The following is a 15372-nucleotide window of genomic DNA, read 5'->3' as shown; positions in this document are numbered from 1 at the left end:
ATGGAGAACGATTTGACTGGAAAGAACGTGATATTTTCTGCGTTCCATCTTGGGCTTGGCATGAACATCACAATTCATCGGAAACCGAAGACGCTTGTTTGTTTTCATTCAATGATTTACCAGTTATGGAAAAGTTGGGATTGTATCAATCAAAAGAATTAGAAGAAAATAATGGGTATCAATTGCAATAACAATTGCAATATCAAGAATCAAAATTTTTACTATAAAAATGTATCTTATTGTCAATATAAAAGATACTGAAATAAATTCAGCATAAAATGAAACTACTAACATACAAAACATCAGAAACAGAACCAAGATTAGGATTTATCTACAACAATCAAGTTATCGATATGGAAGATTTTGGCGAAATATCCAATTTTCCATTACCAAATGATATGTTGGAATTAATTGATTTGGGATTTGAAATAATTTCAGAAATAACCGAATTAATTTCAGAAACTTCCAAAGAATTCTTTGACGAAGTTGCTTATGAAATGAGTGAAGTAACTATTCTTGCACCAATTGAAAAACCTCGAAAAAACATTATCGGTATTGGTTTGAACTATACAGAACACGTTGCCGAAAGTGCAAGAACATTAGACACAACAGGAAAATTACCTCAAAAACCAATTGTATTTTCTAAACCACCAACAACTGTTACAGCAACAAATACCGAAATTATTAAAAACACCAAACTAACTGAACAACTAGATTGGGAAGTTGAATTGGCAGTAGTTATTGGTAAAAAAGGAAAATACGTTCCCAAAGCAGATGCGATGGATTATGTTTTTGGATATACAATTATTAATGATATTTCTGCTCGTGATTGCCGTCGAGAAGGACAATGGATAGTTTCTAAAGGGCAAGATACGTTTGCACCGATGGGACCAATTTTAGTTACCAAAGACGAAATCGAAAATCCGCATAATTTGAATTTATCCTTAAAAGTTAACGGTGTTGAAAAACAAAACTCAAACACCAAATTTCTACTTTTTAACATTAATGATTTGATTGAAGATTTAAGTACTGTTTTTACAATTGAATCTGGAGATATTATTGCAACAGGAACACCTTCTGGCGTTGGCGCAGGAAGAAATCCTCAAGAATGGCTGTATGATGGTGATGTTATTGAAGCAACTGTGGAAGGAATTGGAACAATTGTTAATACGGTTAAAGAGATATAAAAAAGTGTTCAGATTTTAAATTAATTTAAATACACAATTAATTATTTAGATTTAACTTTGTGTCATATATAAAATTAATCTTTGCATACTTTGAGAAAACCTTTGTGTCTTGGTGTTTAAATAAATAATAGTAGATACTGAAATAAATTCAGCATAAATGAAAAAATACAAAATAGGACAAATAGTTCCATCAAGTAACATAACGATGGAAACCGAAATTCCAGCCATTTTTAGAGCAAGAGAAACCATTTTGCCAGAACGATTTACGTTTCATTCCAGTAGAATGCGAATGAAAAAAGTGACCAAAGAAGAACTCGAAGCCATGGATGCCATGAGTTTGAAATGTGCACAAGAATTATCTGATGCGCATGTTGACGTTATGGGTTACGCTTGTTTGGTTGCCATTATGAGTATGGGCAGAGGTTATCATTGCGTATCGGAAGTAAATTTACATCAAGAAACTATTGCCAACGACTTTCCTACTCCAATTGTAACTTCGGCAGGTGCGTTAATTAATGGTTTGAACGTTTTGGGCGCAAAACAAATTTCTATAATTACACCATATATGCGACCATTAACTGATATGGTTGTAGATTATATTGAACATCAAGGCATCAAAGTAAAAGAAAGTATTGCATTAGAAATTCCAGATAATTTGGAAGTTGCAGCTCAAAATCCTATGAATTTATTGGATATTTATAAACAATTAGATTTAACTGATGTAGATGTTTTAGTAGTTTCGGCTTGTGTACAAATGCCTTCACTTGAAGCAATTGATTTAATTCAAGCTGAATGTGGAATTCCAGTAACATCTGCAGCGGTTTGTACGACTTATGAAATGATGAAAAAATTAAATATTGAAGCAAAATCTTCAATTGGTGGCGCGTTATTAAACGGAAACTATTAATTTTATAAAACTATAACTTATCAATAGTCAGGTTGTTACTAGGAATTATGTAACTATTTGAAAAAAAAATATAACATTTTAATACCAATAAGTATCATTTTTGTAGTATCAAATTATATAAAAATGGGACTCCTATTTACAACAACAAATCTTGAAGTTTTAGAAACTTATTTAAACAATATCTTAATGATTAACAATGATATGGAAATTATTGAAGATACTGTTTTTGATGTTGAAGATTTTTATATAATTGAATCAAACTTATAAATAAATTGTATGAACGGATTTTTTAAAGCACTAATTGCAGGTTACGGAGCAAAAAAACTAGGTGGAGGTTGTTTTACTACAGTTTTAATATTTGTAGTAATTTATTATGCCTTGGGTCAATGCAGTAGATAAATTTACTTTTCTTCATAATTAATTTTAGTTTTACATTTTTCACATAATTCCATTTTTTCAGAATCTATTGTTGTAATTTTTTCGGCTGCGCTTGTCATTACACAATGTTTATTATCGCAATGTGGCAAACCTAAATTATGACCAAATTCATGAATTACCACTTTTTTAAATCGTTCCAGTTGCAATTTTTTGTTGGAACTTTTTAATCTAAAAGTTGATACAATTGCACTTTTTCCTGGACAATATGCCAAACCCATTACACCAAAATCATTGTATTTATAGGTTGGTTTTTTTATGTTTCCTTGTTTGTCTTTTTTTGTAACCGAAATATCTTTATTGGTTAATCCTAAAATGTAATTTACAGAACTTGGTTTTAATTTTTGCTGCAATTTAATTATACTATCTGCTCTAAATCTAGGTGATTTTATGTTTACAAATGCTTTTTTAGAAATTTCTTGAAATGGAAGTTGTATTGTTTTTATTTTATAAAAACTTTGTAGTGTTTTAGAAATTGTATCTATTTCTAATTGCGAAATTCCTTTATATGGAAGAATTGCAACTGTTTTTTCTTTTAAATTTGTAGAATTATTTTGGTTGCAAGATGCAATTATAACTATTAAAAATACTATTATAAACTTAATTCTGTTTTTTAATAGTATTTTCATTTGAGTATTTTTTAATTTATACATTTAAGTAATTCAAAAAAGTTAGATTTTATTTTTTTACTTTCAAATGCTATAATTCAACTTTATTAGTAGGCGATTATACTCAAATTATATTACTATTACTGTTGCGTTAGAGTATATTTATCACCATTCGACTTTGTTAAAGTTAAAGTAGTTCCATTCATAGTATAGTTCCATTCTCCACTTAATATTAAAGTCCAATCAAATTCGGCAATCCATGCGCAACCGTTCTCAAAAGTCATTGTATTGCCAGCAATAATATAGGTTCCGCTACAAATTGCTGGAAATTTCTGAACAGTACTTTGTCCATCAAATGCGCCATTAATTAAATTTAACTGAACATTTGAAGTTATACCATTTCGTTCAAAAATTCCGATATAATTTCCATTAGTAGTTGTTGGAATTGAAACTTCTGTTTCATTCTTACTACAACTAAGCATAATACTTAATAATGTTATGAATAAAAAGAGTTGTACTTTCATGATATTTAAATTTTAGTGTTTCTTTTTTTAAAATGTTTGATAACTCAATTATAAATATTTTTCTAATTAAAATGAATTTAATACTATGAAAACTAAAAATAGCCCAGATTGAAATGGAAATCCTTTTTTTAATTGCTTTGGGTTAAAACCCAAAGCAATTGAAAAAAGATTGGAATGTAAAGCTGGAATATGGAATGCTAAAATGCCCAAGCCATTTGCTACAAATAATTAAAATATTACCATATTTGAACTCTCAAACTATCTGGCTGATGCATTGGTGTTCCTGGTTTTATATTAAATGTTTTATAAAATTCTGGAACGTTTGCCAATGGACCATTTATTCTAAATTCGGCTGGCGAATGCACATCGGTCATTACTTGTTGCGCCAAAGCTTCTTTAGTATTATTGACCATCCAAGCGTAACCGTAAGATAAAAAGTAACGTTCGTTAGGTGTTAATCCGCTGATTTTTTCATTGTTTTTAAACTGTTTGGTTTTTTTAAATGCTTCGTAACCCATTACCACTCCACCTAAATCGGCAATGTTTTCGCCTTGAGTTGCATCGCCATTTACATTTTTATCGCCAACTTTAAACTTACTGTATTGCGCCACAATTAATTGAGTTTTTTGCTTAAATTTCTTCAAATCTTCTGCTGTCCACCAATTGTTTAGGTTTCCTTTATCGTCGTATTGACTTCCTTGATCGTCAAAACCATGCGTAATTTCGTGACCAAATGTTGATCCTCCAATTATTCCATAAAGTATGGCATCATCTGGCATTCTACCTTCATAACCTGGAACTAAAATGTTACAAGCAGGAACGCAAATTTCGTTATTACTTGGGTTATAATAGGCATTGTAAGTTTGAGGATACATTCCCCATTCGGTTCTATCAACTGGTTTTCCGTATTTTTTTGTCATTTCATTATAACTCCATTTGTTGGCTTCCATAACGTTTTTACAATACGAATTTTTATCAATTGTAATGCTGCTTAAATCCTTCCATTTGTCTGGATAACCTACTTTCATTACAATTTTACTCAGCTTATTTAATGCTTTAACTTTGGTTTCTTCGCCCATCCAATCAAGTTTTTTAATTCTTTCTGCATAAACATCGCGAATGTTATTTCCAATTTCTAATAGCTTTTCTTTAGAACCTTTTGGCAAATATTCATCTACATAAACTTGACCAATTAATTCGCCAAGCGAACCATCTGTTTGTTCTACAATTCGTTTCCATCTTGGTTTTTGAACTTTTACACCATTCATAACCGTAGAATAAAATTTAAAATTTTGATTTTCTAAATCGGTTGTTAAATAAGCTGCGTACGTATTTACTAAATCCCATTTTAAATATGTTTTCCAATCTTCTATAGTATATGATTTTAACATTCCGTTCATTGCTTTGTAAAATTCTGGCTGACCTACAATTACAGAATCGGCTTTAGAAATTCCAAAATCTTTAATGGTTTCATTCCAGTTAATATTTGGCGTAAGCGAGTTTAATTGACTTATACTCATTTTATTATAATTAGCCAATGGATCACGAAGTGCTTCTAGTTTTCTAGATGATTTTGCTAATTCTGTTTCCAGTTTCATAATAGAAGAAGCGTTTTTAGTAGCAACATCAGATTTTTGTCCTACCAATTCCATCATTTTTTGAACATGCAAAACATATTCTTTTCTAATTGTAGTTGTCTCAGCGTCAGTATTAAAATAATAATCACGATTGCCCAAACCTAAACCACCTTGATATAAAATAATTGCATTTTTAGAAGAAATTTTATCATCTTGACCAACATACAATCCAAATGCTGCGCCAGAACCTATTGAATGTAAATGTCCAATAGTTTTTAATAAACTTGGTACATCTTTAATGGCATCGATGGTTGCAAGCTCTGATTTTAAAGGAGTAATTCCGTTTTTGTTTATTGTTATAGAATCCATTCCTGAAGCATAAAAATCTCCAATTTTTTGTTTGTTAGAACCTTTTTCTGCATCTGCTTTCGCCGATTTTTCGCAGATTGATTTTATTTGATTGTTGATTGTATCTTGAATGGTTCTAAAAATTCCGTTTCCTTTTTCAGAAGATGGAATTGGATGATTTTTAATCCAACCGCCATTGGCATATTTAAAAAAATTATCTGACGGATTTATAGTTGTATCTCTATTAGTTAATAATGGATCTACAAATGGAGTTTCTTTTTTGTTACAACTTGCAATGCTTAATGTTACAAGAGAAAGAATAGTGATTTTTTGAATTATTTTCATATAATGGTTAGTTTATTGATAATTAGTATTTGATTGATAAAAATTGTTACCAAATTTAATGAAATTTGTTGTTTTACCTAATTATTTTTTTGAAGAAGTTTTTTATAAAACTTCTAAATTATTTTCTTCTTAAATTTGAAATTAAATTATATATATTTGATTTAAAATTATTTATAATGGAAGTGATACAATTAAAATTACTAAGCAATTTTTCTACTGATGAATTTACGTTAGTTGATTTAAATTTAGTAATTACTTCTAAAAATAAACTAGAAAAAGCTTACGCAGATATAAAAAGTGAAAATGCACAATTTTGTTCTATTGAAGAATTGGATTTACTACTTGATAAAACTTTTTCTAAATATGACAGTTGACAGACATACAACTAAAAAAATGTAGAAAATGTTTTGGAGTAAAAAACAAAAATTACCTGTTACAATTGATGATAAAGAATGGATTGAAGAAAGTTTACTTTTTCTTCGAGAAAATTTTAGTGCAGAACATTTTGACAATTTGGAAACTATAACACCCACAAAGGATTTTTACAATACTATCTTTAAAGGTAACGAAGAAGATGCTGAATTTATCTTAAAAAGAACAATGGAAATTATGGTTATAAAAGATACTGAAATTAATCTTGAATTTTTTTCTGATCAACCAATAGAAATGGCAAATGGTACAATTTTATCAACACCAGCAGATATAAATGGCTCGTGGAAAAGTGCTACAGGATTTTATGAGGATAAAAATGATAAAAAGACGATATATATTGAAAGAAATCAATTAAAAAATACCATTTCTTTAATTGTTACAATTTCCCATGAATTAGCTCATTTAATTTTATTAGGAGAAAATAGAATTGAAGAGAATGACGAGTATTTAACAGATTTGACCGCAATTGCATACGGATTTGGAATATTTATCGGGAATTCTAGATTCCAACATTCAACTTTTCAAAACTCAACTAACTTTGGATGGCAAATGAGTAACCAAGGTTATTTACCAGAACAGATAATTGCATATTCAATGGCTTGGTTGTCAAAACATAGAAAAGAATCAACTGATTACAAAAAATACCTTAATAAAACGATGGAAAAATACTTCACACAGAGTGAAAATTATTTGAAAATAGAAAAATAATTAAAACAGACAATATATTTGGGAAAAATATTTTGTAATTGCTCTAGGTTGTTATTAATTAATCAAATAATAAAAATAATTTTTATAATAATATTAGTATTTACAACGTTGTTAAAGTATTAAATTGCACCAAAAAAATAGCTAAATGGACAAAATCAAAATACTTTGGGTTGATGACGAGATTGATTTATTAAAACCACATATTATATTTTTAGAAAAAAAGAATTATGAAGTAACTACTTGCAACAATGGTAGAGATGCTGTTGATGTTTTTGCCGAAAATAATTTTGATATAGTTTTCCTAGACGAAAATATGCCAGGAATGAGCGGACTTGAAACGCTTGCCGAAATTAAAGAAAAGAAATCTTCTACACCTGTAATTATGATTACAAAAAGTGAAGAAGAATATATTATGGAAGAAGCAATTGGTTCTAAAATTGCCGATTACCTTATAAAACCAGTAAATCCAAATCAAATTTTATTGAGTTTAAAGAAAAATTTAGATCATTCTAGATTAATTTCTGAGAAAACTACGTTAGATTATCAAAAAGAATTCCGAAAAATTGCAATGGAATTATCAATGGTAAATTCGTATGAAGATTGGATTGAGCTCTATAAAAAACTCATTTTTTGGGAATTAGAACTAGAAAGCATTGAAGATTCTAATCTTGTTGCCATTCTTGAATCTCAAAAAGTAGAAGCCAATACGCAATTCGGAAAGTTTATAGAACGCAATTACGAAGATTGGTTTGAACCAAAAGCTGATAAACCTATTCTTTCTCACAATTTATTTAGAGAACTTGTTGTACCAGAATTGGTAAAAAAAGACAAACCAGTTTTGTTTGTAGTTATTGATAATTTGCGTTACGATCAATGGAAAGTATTTGAAAGCGTAGTAAACAATCATTATAAGTTAGAAAAAGAAACTCCTTATTTTGCTATACTTCCAACAGCAACACAGTATGCAAGAAATGCAATTTTCTCTGGATTAACGCCTTTAGAAATGGAAAAACAATTTCCACAATATTGGAAAAATGATGTTGAAGATGGCGGAAAAAATTTATATGAAGCTGAGTTTTTAACGGCACATTTAAAACGTTTGGGTTTAAACATTAAGCAAGATTATTTTAAAATAACCAATTTAGCTTCTGGTAAGAAACTAGCCGAAAACTTTAAAGGTTTAAAAGACAATAATTTAGTTACAGTAGTTTACAATTTTGTAGACATGCTTTCACACGCTAAAACAGAAATGGATGTTGTAAAAGAGTTGGCATCTGATGATAAAGCGTATCGTTCTTTAACTTTGAGTTGGTTTAAAAATTCTCCTTTGTTAGAAATTATTCAGCAAGCTCAAAAATTAGGATTTAAGTTAATAATTACAACCGATCATGGAACTATTAATGTAAAAAATCCATCAAAAGTTATTGGCGATAAAAACACAAGTTTAAATTTAAGATACAAAACAGGACGAAGTTTGAGCTTTGAAGACAAAGATGTTTATTTTGCAAAAGATCCAAAACGTATTGGATTACCAACTATAAATATGAGTAGTTCATTTATTTTTGCAAAAAATGATTTGTTTCTGGCTTATGTAAATAATTACAATCACTACGTAAGTTATTACAGAAATACCTACCAACACGGCGGAATATCGCTAGAAGAAGTAATTGTACCATTTTTAGTTTTTAACCCGAGATAAAAAATATAGTTGGAAGTTAGAAGATGGAAGTTAGAAGTTTAAAATGATTCGGTAAGAAATCTTCCATCTTCCATCTTCCATCTTCCTAACTTTAATTTTATGGAAATAACTTTTACTTTAGAAGAAATAAACGCAGTAGCACAAAAAATACTAGCTGAAAATCCAAAAAAAGTAATTCTTTTTAACGGAAATATGGGCGTTGGAAAAACAACTTTAATAAAATCACTTGCCAAAAATCTTGGTGTAATTGATGCTACAAGTAGTCCAACCTTTTCTTTAGTTAACGAGTATCAATTACCATACAATCAATATATTTATCACTTTGATGTTTATAGATTAAAAAACGAAACCGAAGCTTTAGATATGGGAATTGACGAATACTTATATTCTGGAAACTGGTGTTTTATAGAATGGGCAGAAAATATTCCTAATTTAATTCCAAGTGAACATTCTGTTGTTTCTATCGAATTGCTTTCTGATGGAAAACGGCTACTTAAATTGACGTAATTTTATATATTTTTTTACACGAATTGCACGAATTTCCACGAATTTAAAATTTCACGAATTTAATGCAACTTTGTCATTTTGAGGCACGAAGAATCTCTGCAAATGAAATTAAATATTATTGTTGAGATTCTTCCTGCGTCAGAATGACAAGAAACTATAAAAATCTGTGATAATTAGTATAATCCGATAAATCTATGGCAAAAAATAATGAAATATTTAAAAATTGTAATGTAAAGATTATAATCAAAATTCATGAAATATTAAATACAAAACAATTAATGAAAACGTGTCCGCTTTTTTTTAGTGAAAATTCGTGTAATTCTTGTGAAACCATTTTAAATTTTGAAATTGAAATTGTTTTTTCGTAACTTGTGCCAATATATTGTAATCTATGTCACTTACACCTTTTACAAGACAACAACTGCTTCCACAAGAAGAAAAACTAGAAATTGCACGTCATAAAAGCGAACTTTTTATAGGAATTCCCAAAGAAACTAGCTATCAAGAACGACGCATTTGTTTAACTCCAGATGCTGTAAATTCGTTAACATTTCATGGTCATCGAGTTTTAATAGAATCTGGCGCAGGAGAATCTTCTAGTTATTCTGACAAAGAATACAGCGATGCTGGTGGCGAAATTACCAATGATACTCAAAAAGTACTTTCCTGTCCTATTCTGCTAAAAGTAGAACCACCAACAATGGCAGAAATTGAAATGATGAACAACGGTTCAATAATAATTTCGGCAATTCAACTCAAAACTAGAAAAAAAGAATACTTTGAAGCGCTAACTAAAAAGAAAATTACCGCATTAGCATTCGAATATATTAAGGACGAAGATGGTTCTTATCCAGCAGTAAAATCACTTAGTGAAATTGCAGGAACAGCATCAATACTCGTTGCAGCCGAATTAATGATAAATAATCAATTCGGAAAAGGATTGTTATTTGGCAACATAACTGGCGTTCCACCAACCGAAGTTGTAATTCTTGGCGCAGGAACAGTTGGCGAATTTGCAGCCAGAACAGCAGTTGGACTTGGAGCAAGCGTAAAAGTTTTTGACAATTCAATAACAAAATTACGCAGGTTACAAAACAATTTAAACCAACGCGTTTTCACCTCAACCATTCAACCCAAAGCACTTTTAAAAGCACTTCGTCGTTGCGATGTAGCCATTGGCGCAATGCGAGGCAAAGATCGATGCCCAGTTGTGGTTACAGAAACCATGGTAGAACACATGAAAAAAGGCGCAGTAATTGTAGACGTAAGTATAGATACTGGCGGTTGTTTCGAAACTTCAGAAATTACCACTCACGAAAAACCAACCTTCATAAAAAACAATGTTGTTCACTATTGTGTTCCCAATATTCCATCGCGATATTCTAAAACGGCTTCGCTTTCTATCAGCAATATAATTACGCCATATCTCATTCAAATTGCCGAAGATGGTGGCATTGAAAGCGCACTTCGTTGCAACAAAGGACTCAAAAACGGAGTGTATTTATATCACGGAATTCTAACAAATAAAGCCATTGGCGATTGGTTTAACCTTCCAGATAGTGATATAAATTTAATAGTTTTTTAGTTTTTTAGTTTTTTTGGTAGCAAATAGCTTGGTCTTTATCTATTATGGCAATTCCTGCTGTACATTCCAATTTTATTAAAAAAAAAAATTTTTTTTAATAAAGATTTCCATTTCAATCAGGGCTAAATGACTAAGTCTTTCGCCTTTTTTCAAACTTTTTTCAAAACAATAATCATATAAAATTTTAAAAAACTACTTTTGCAAAAATATTTTTTTAAATGAAATTTTATCAACGATTTGCCTACTATTTAATCGGATTTGTAATTGGATGTTTCTTTGTTGCACTAGTACTTTCTGGCAAAGACACACGATGCAGTTATTTTCCTAACGCTCGAGTTTTAAACGACTTACGTAATAAACCATTTCAATACAGTATAGAAGCATCAAGAAAATTATCTGAAGATTGGATAGACACAATAGACATAAAAAATACCTTAACCTATGGCGACATAGATTTTGATAAAAGCAATAAAATATACGAAAAAGGAAAGCTGTATATTATTGAAGGTCAAACTACTAAAAAAGATACTATTACACTTAGAGTAATAAACTATAAAAGCAAAGCAGTTTTAGACGATATTATCCGAAAAAAATAAATTCTAAATTTACTAAATGAATCAACACGAAATAAAATTAAGAGTAATTCCTGCAACAGGTTTATTTGTAGCAATTTATTGTTTTTTCATTTGGCTTTCACAAGATTTTTATCCAGAAAATGCGTTTGGTTATGCACTATTTGGAGCATTTGTAATTGCAATATGTTTTTATTTCACTGTTACAGGAATGCAAACTGGAGAAGAATTTAACGAATCACTTAAAATAAAATTAAAATATGGAATGATGCCAACCGCACTTGTTGGTCTTGTATCGTTTGTTCTGTTAATAATTGTAACAGTTTATTTAACAATTCTGTATTCTAATATAAAAGAAAAAGAGCTAAAAGCATTTGGTAAAATAACAACTGGAGAAATAATTGCTGGCTATTCATTAACAGGTAAAAATGCAATAGGAGTTTACGATGTTACTGTAGAATATAGACTCGATGATGGAGAATTAATAAAAGCATATACAAGAGTTTCTCCACAAGAATTTTCAGATTATTATGTTGGAAAAGATGTAAATGTAATCTATTCCTCTAAAAATCATAAACTTATAGATTTATTGACTAATGATGATGAAATAAAAACATATCTAAAAGTTGACAATAAAGAAATTCAAATTAAAAATTTAATTAGATTATTAAGTTTAAATCAATCAGAAGCTGGAACATATTTAAATAGTATTTCCTATTCTTGGCAGTATAATTCTAGTAATAAAAGTTGGGAGAATAGACAAAAAGATATTCTTATTCAAATAGAATCTCAAAATTCTGTAAATTATATAACCACTAAATTTAGTCCCGAAAAATTAAATAGTGAAATAGATTCTTTAAAATTTAATCGAGTAGATTTATCACAATCTAAACCATTATCTGAAAGAGAAAAAATTATCACAAAATTAATAAGTTCAGATGGAACTTATGAAGATAATAAATTTTTATTACTAATAAAAACACTTCCAGTTGGTGGCGATATTCAAAAAATTGCAACTATTATAAATGTTTCTAAAAAATAAATATTGTATCTAATTTTGACTGCGTCGTTTTCTTTCTGTACCAATTAAGTCCAATTCTCTGTTAGTTTGTCCAGCAACCGAAGTATTCTCTTGAGCTCTTCTAATTAAGTAAGGCATCACATCTCTAACTGGTCCAAATGGTAAATATTTAGCATTATTGTAACCATTGGCAGCCAAATTGTAACTAATATTATCACTCATTCCATACAATTGACCAAACCATATTTTAGAATCATTTTTAGAAATGTTATTTTTCTGCATTAAATCCATCAATAAATACGAACTTTCTTCATTGTGTGTTCCTGCAAAAATTGCCATTCTGTCAATATGTTCCATCATGTATTTTACAGCAGCATCATAATTTTCATCTGTTGCTTCTTTACTTTTACAAATTGGTGTTGGATAACCTTTTTCTGCTGCACGTTTGTGTTCTTTTTCCATATACGCACCACGAACTAATTTCATTCCAATATGAAAATTTTCAGTTTTTGCAATTTCGTGCAACGATTTTAAATAATCTAATCTGTCCCAACGGTACATTTGAAGTGTATTAAAAACTATTGCTTTTTCCTTATTGTATTTTCGCATCATATTGGTAACTAGTTCATCGGCTGCATCTTGCATCCAACTTTCTTCACCATCAACCAATAAGGCAACATCTTTTTCGTGAGCTGTTTTACAAATTAATTCAAATCGTGCTACTACGCTATTCCATTCAGCAACTTCTTCATTTGTAAGTTGTTGCTTCTCTCCTATTTTGGTATATAAATCTAATCTACCCAACCCAGTTGGTTTAAAAACCGCAAACGGAATTGCTTTTCTTTCTTTGGCAAATTCAACTGTTTTTAAAGTCATTTCTAACGCTGCATCAAATTGTGCTTCTTCTTCTTTTCCTTCTACAGAATAATCTAAAACTGATGAAACGCCTTTTGTATACATTTTATCAACTACAGAAAGGCAATCTTGTTCATTGGTTCCGCCACAAAAATGATCAAAAACCGTAGCTCTAATTATTCCTTCAACTGGTAAATGTAATTTTAATGCAAAGTTGGTTAACGAAGTTCCTATTTTTACTAACCATTGATTAGCAATCATTTTGAAAAGAAAATAAGCTCTATTCAATTCATTTTTAGATTTTAAGGCAAATGCAACTTCGGTATTATTGAAAATTTTATTCATTAGAATTTTATAATTGCACAAATATAATAAGACTGAAATAAATATTTATTAAAATTAACCTTATTTTTAAGCTGTAATTTGATATTTATGCAATCAATTTTAGTTATTTTATATAATTTGGCATTAATTTGATTTAAGAATAAACGTTGTCTTTTAAATTTAAAACAACCCATTTTTTGTCACTATTCAATTTAAAAGTGCCAATGTGTTCTTTATTCCATTCTTGAGGAGAAATCAATGAAAGAAAATTATTTCCATCTTTACCTATATATAAGTGATAAATTTCTCCAATTACAGGTTCAAATGAAAATTTAGAATTGTAAACCAATTCGTTCCATTCATATTCTTTCATTAAATCTTCATATTGAGATTTAAGTTCGTTAAACTTATTTTCAAATATTTTATTTACATTGGTTACGCCTCTACTTTTCCAAGAAACTATATCATCAACTTTGATAATTGGCGCTCCAACACTTGTGGAATAAGGTAATAATGCAGCATTATATCCATCATTTTCATTATAAACAACATTATCTGGTCTTTTACTTTTAATCATTTTTTAACGTTTAGAAATTTTATTATTAGAAATTGATCGTTGCATATTACATTTAAAACGGTCAATTCCTTCAACACGTTTAGCCAAATGTTTAGTCTTGCAATTTTCAACTCGTTCGCGCCATAATTTATAACTTCTAAATTTTAGCTCTTTTTTCATCAATACTTTAACATTGTCTTCTGTTAATCCAAATTGAAATTTTATAGCATCAAATGGTGTTCTGTCTTCCCAAGCCATTTCTATAATTCTATCTATTTGAATATCAGATAAATTAACATCTTCTATTGGTGCGATAATTGGTTTCAAATTATTATTGTTTAACTTTTAAAGTAATTAATTAAACAAAAGTAATCATTTTTAATAGTATTTAAAAAATTTATTGAAAAAATAACTTATTTTTCACTTTACGGAGATAAAATAATATGCTTATTTTTGCATCAAATTTAAAGAGAGTATGCAACCAATTCCTGCCCAAAAGTTTTGATTTTTTCTTAAATTTAAATAAAATTTAAATTCATATTTTTTTGTTTACTTTTGTTTAATAATTTTTATATCAATAAATTATGGCAGTTTTAACAAAAACATTAGAAATTAAAGATCGTATCTTGCATTTAGATATGATTTTGCCTGTAAATTTTAAATCTAAAAAAGTAAAAATTATTATTACTTCTGATGATGATGTCGAATTAAAAAATCCTATTAAAAACTTAAAAGGAAAACTGCATTTATCTGATAAACAATATTCTGATATTCAAACTTTTTTAAATGAAGATAGATAATGTTTTTATTAGATTCTAATGTAATTATTGATTATTTAAGCAATAAACTTTCTGAAAATGGAATTGTTTTTTTAGAAAAAATTTTAGTTCCTCAAATTTCAGTTGTAACTCGTATAGAGCTTTCAATCCTTCCTAATGCAAGTTCAAATCATCTAAAAATTGTAAATGAATATCTTTCTTATTGTAAAATTTTTGATTTATCCGAAGAGGTAGTTTTAAAAGTTATAGAAATCAGAAAAAAATATAAGATAAGAGATTTTGATTCGATAATTGCTGCTACTGCTTTGGTAAAAAATCTAACAATAATAACTAATGACAAAGATTTTAATAATATTAAAAAATTAAAAGTCGTTAATCTTTATAAATTATCTTAATAAAAATT

The 15372-nt window shown here is 28.8% G+C and carries 19 protein-coding genes and 1 pseudogene; 14 read left to right on the top strand and 6 right to left on the bottom strand.

The window, feature by feature from the left end; all coding sequences use genetic code 11:
- From ACH2BC_RS00450 to ACH2BC_RS00430, 5 genes and pseudogenes are all read left to right on the top strand, one after another.
- A pseudogene (locus ACH2BC_RS00450) lies at window positions 1–191 on the top strand (NADPH dehydrogenase); the annotation flags it as partial.
- A gap of 87 nt (window positions 192–278) precedes the next feature.
- Window positions 279–1187 (top strand): fumarylacetoacetate hydrolase family protein, encoded by a 909-nt coding sequence (locus tag ACH2BC_RS00445; protein WP_395051951.1) that lies wholly within the window; start codon window positions 279–281, stop codon window positions 1185–1187.
- 157 nt (window positions 1188–1344) lie between these two features.
- A complete protein-coding gene (locus tag ACH2BC_RS00440; protein WP_395051950.1) occupies window positions 1345–2094 on the top strand; it encodes an Asp/Glu racemase in 750 nt (249 codons plus the stop codon).
- Window positions 2095–2217: 123 nt separating this feature from the next.
- On the top strand, window positions 2218–2361 hold the full coding sequence (locus ACH2BC_RS00435) for a hypothetical protein (RefSeq protein WP_395051949.1): 144 nt from the start codon (window positions 2218–2220) through the stop codon (window positions 2359–2361).
- A 9-nt stretch (window positions 2362–2370) separates the two neighbouring features.
- A complete protein-coding gene (locus tag ACH2BC_RS00430) occupies window positions 2371–2493 on the top strand; it encodes a hypothetical protein (protein WP_395051948.1) in 123 nt (40 codons plus the stop codon).
- A 2-nt stretch (window positions 2494–2495) separates the two neighbouring features.
- Here ACH2BC_RS00430 and ACH2BC_RS00425 read toward each other — a convergent pair whose 3' ends face one another.
- From ACH2BC_RS00425 to ACH2BC_RS00415, 3 genes are all read right to left on the bottom strand, one after another.
- Window positions 2496–3158: a matrixin family metalloprotease gene (locus ACH2BC_RS00425; protein ID WP_395051947.1), complete on the bottom strand. Its 663-nt coding sequence runs from the start codon at window positions 3156–3158 to the stop codon at window positions 2496–2498.
- A 119-nt stretch (window positions 3159–3277) separates the two neighbouring features.
- Window positions 3278–3661, bottom strand: a complete 384-nt coding sequence (locus ACH2BC_RS00420; protein WP_395051946.1) for a hypothetical protein — start codon at window positions 3659–3661, stop codon at window positions 3278–3280.
- A gap of 236 nt (window positions 3662–3897) precedes the next feature.
- Window positions 3898–5931 carry a M13 family metallopeptidase gene (locus tag ACH2BC_RS00415; RefSeq protein ID WP_395051945.1) on the bottom strand — a complete coding sequence of 678 codons (2034 nt, stop codon included), beginning with the start codon at window positions 5929–5931 and terminating at the stop codon, window positions 3898–3900.
- 176 nt (window positions 5932–6107) lie between these two features.
- Here ACH2BC_RS00415 and ACH2BC_RS00410 point away from each other — a divergent pair, with 176 nt between their 5' ends.
- From ACH2BC_RS00410 to ACH2BC_RS00380, 7 genes are all read left to right on the top strand, one after another.
- A complete protein-coding gene (locus ACH2BC_RS00410) occupies window positions 6108–6305 on the top strand; it encodes a hypothetical protein (protein WP_395051944.1) in 198 nt (65 codons plus the stop codon).
- Window positions 6306–6333: 28 nt separating this feature from the next.
- The gene (locus ACH2BC_RS00405; RefSeq protein WP_395051943.1) at window positions 6334–7071 is read left to right on the top strand and encodes a hypothetical protein; all 738 of its coding nucleotides are present in this window, start codon (window positions 6334–6336) and stop codon (window positions 7069–7071) included.
- 145 nt (window positions 7072–7216) lie between these two features.
- Window positions 7217–8770: a response regulator gene (locus ACH2BC_RS00400; protein WP_395051942.1), complete on the top strand. Its 1554-nt coding sequence runs from the start codon at window positions 7217–7219 to the stop codon at window positions 8768–8770.
- Between the two features lie 99 nt (window positions 8771–8869).
- Window positions 8870–9277 carry a tRNA (adenosine(37)-N6)-threonylcarbamoyltransferase complex ATPase subunit type 1 TsaE gene (tsaE, locus tag ACH2BC_RS00395; RefSeq protein ID WP_395051940.1) on the top strand — a complete coding sequence of 136 codons (408 nt, stop codon included), beginning with the start codon at window positions 8870–8872 and terminating at the stop codon, window positions 9275–9277.
- A 391-nt stretch (window positions 9278–9668) separates the two neighbouring features.
- On the top strand, window positions 9669–10862 hold the full coding sequence (locus ACH2BC_RS00390) for an alanine dehydrogenase (protein WP_395051939.1): 1194 nt from the start codon (window positions 9669–9671) through the stop codon (window positions 10860–10862).
- A 218-nt stretch (window positions 10863–11080) separates the two neighbouring features.
- Window positions 11081–11458, top strand: a complete 378-nt coding sequence (locus tag ACH2BC_RS00385; RefSeq protein WP_395051938.1) for a DUF4258 domain-containing protein — start codon at window positions 11081–11083, stop codon at window positions 11456–11458.
- A gap of 16 nt (window positions 11459–11474) precedes the next feature.
- Window positions 11475–12476: a hypothetical protein gene (locus ACH2BC_RS00380; protein WP_395051937.1), complete on the top strand. Its 1002-nt coding sequence runs from the start codon at window positions 11475–11477 to the stop codon at window positions 12474–12476.
- A 9-nt stretch (window positions 12477–12485) separates the two neighbouring features.
- Here ACH2BC_RS00380 and ACH2BC_RS00375 read toward each other — a convergent pair whose 3' ends face one another.
- The 3 genes from ACH2BC_RS00375 to ACH2BC_RS00365 form a co-directional block, all read right to left on the bottom strand.
- Entirely contained in the window at window positions 12486–13655 is a 1170-nt protein-coding gene (locus ACH2BC_RS00375) for a proline dehydrogenase family protein (RefSeq protein ID WP_395051935.1), read from the bottom strand.
- 133 nt (window positions 13656–13788) lie between these two features.
- Window positions 13789–14208 carry a DUF2452 domain-containing protein gene (locus ACH2BC_RS00370; protein WP_395051952.1) on the bottom strand — a complete coding sequence of 140 codons (420 nt, stop codon included), beginning with the start codon at window positions 14206–14208 and terminating at the stop codon, window positions 13789–13791.
- Between the two features lie 6 nt (window positions 14209–14214).
- A complete protein-coding gene (locus ACH2BC_RS00365) occupies window positions 14215–14517 on the bottom strand; it encodes a TIGR03643 family protein (protein WP_395051934.1) in 303 nt (100 codons plus the stop codon).
- Between the two features lie 257 nt (window positions 14518–14774).
- Here ACH2BC_RS00365 and ACH2BC_RS00360 point away from each other — a divergent pair, with 257 nt between their 5' ends.
- Together ACH2BC_RS00360 and ACH2BC_RS00355 are read left to right on the top strand one after the other, a co-directional pair.
- A complete protein-coding gene (locus ACH2BC_RS00360; protein ID WP_395051933.1) occupies window positions 14775–14990 on the top strand; it encodes a hypothetical protein in 216 nt (71 codons plus the stop codon).
- Complete coding sequence (locus tag ACH2BC_RS00355; protein WP_395051932.1) at window positions 14990–15364, top strand: type II toxin-antitoxin system VapC family toxin; 375 nt, start codon at window positions 14990–14992, stop codon at window positions 15362–15364. Before ACH2BC_RS00360 ends, ACH2BC_RS00355 begins: the two co-directional genes overlap by 1 nt.
- Window positions 15365–15372: the final 8 nt, after the last annotated feature.

Source organism: Flavobacterium sp. (assembly GCF_043760115.1).
Classification (GTDB): domain Bacteria; phylum Bacteroidota; class Bacteroidia; order Flavobacteriales; family Flavobacteriaceae; genus Flavobacterium.
The sequence above is the reverse complement of the archived record's forward strand: the minus strand, read 5'-3'. Positions and strand labels throughout refer to the sequence as shown.

Coding starts and splice junctions, on each gene's coding strand:
- ACH2BC_RS00445 (WP_395051951.1), top strand. CDS start 279: ATGAAACTACTAACATACAAAACATCAGAAACAGAACCAAGATTAGGA.
- ACH2BC_RS00440 (WP_395051950.1), top strand. CDS start 1,345: ATGAAAAAATACAAAATAGGACAAATAGTTCCATCAAGTAACATAACG.
- ACH2BC_RS00435 (WP_395051949.1), top strand. CDS start 2,218: ATGGGACTCCTATTTACAACAACAAATCTTGAAGTTTTAGAAACTTAT.
- ACH2BC_RS00430 (WP_395051948.1), top strand. CDS start 2,371: ATGAACGGATTTTTTAAAGCACTAATTGCAGGTTACGGAGCAAAAAAA.
- ACH2BC_RS00425 (WP_395051947.1), bottom strand. CDS start 3,158: ATGAAAATACTATTAAAAAACAGAATTAAGTTTATAATAGTATTTTTA.
- ACH2BC_RS00420 (WP_395051946.1), bottom strand. CDS start 3,661: ATGAAAGTACAACTCTTTTTATTCATAACATTATTAAGTATTATGCTT.
- ACH2BC_RS00415 (WP_395051945.1), bottom strand. CDS start 5,931: ATGAAAATAATTCAAAAAATCACTATTCTTTCTCTTGTAACATTAAGC.
- ACH2BC_RS00410 (WP_395051944.1), top strand. CDS start 6,108: ATGGAAGTGATACAATTAAAATTACTAAGCAATTTTTCTACTGATGAA.
- ACH2BC_RS00405 (WP_395051943.1), top strand. CDS start 6,334: ATGTTTTGGAGTAAAAAACAAAAATTACCTGTTACAATTGATGATAAA.
- ACH2BC_RS00400 (WP_395051942.1), top strand. CDS start 7,217: ATGGACAAAATCAAAATACTTTGGGTTGATGACGAGATTGATTTATTA.
- tsaE (WP_395051940.1), top strand. CDS start 8,870: ATGGAAATAACTTTTACTTTAGAAGAAATAAACGCAGTAGCACAAAAA.
- ACH2BC_RS00390 (WP_395051939.1), top strand. CDS start 9,669: ATGTCACTTACACCTTTTACAAGACAACAACTGCTTCCACAAGAAGAA.
- ACH2BC_RS00385 (WP_395051938.1), top strand. CDS start 11,081: ATGAAATTTTATCAACGATTTGCCTACTATTTAATCGGATTTGTAATT.
- ACH2BC_RS00380 (WP_395051937.1), top strand. CDS start 11,475: ATGAATCAACACGAAATAAAATTAAGAGTAATTCCTGCAACAGGTTTA.
- ACH2BC_RS00375 (WP_395051935.1), bottom strand. CDS start 13,655: ATGAATAAAATTTTCAATAATACCGAAGTTGCATTTGCCTTAAAATCT.
- ACH2BC_RS00360 (WP_395051933.1), top strand. CDS start 14,775: ATGGCAGTTTTAACAAAAACATTAGAAATTAAAGATCGTATCTTGCAT.
- ACH2BC_RS00355 (WP_395051932.1), top strand. CDS start 14,990: ATGTTTTTATTAGATTCTAATGTAATTATTGATTATTTAAGCAATAAA.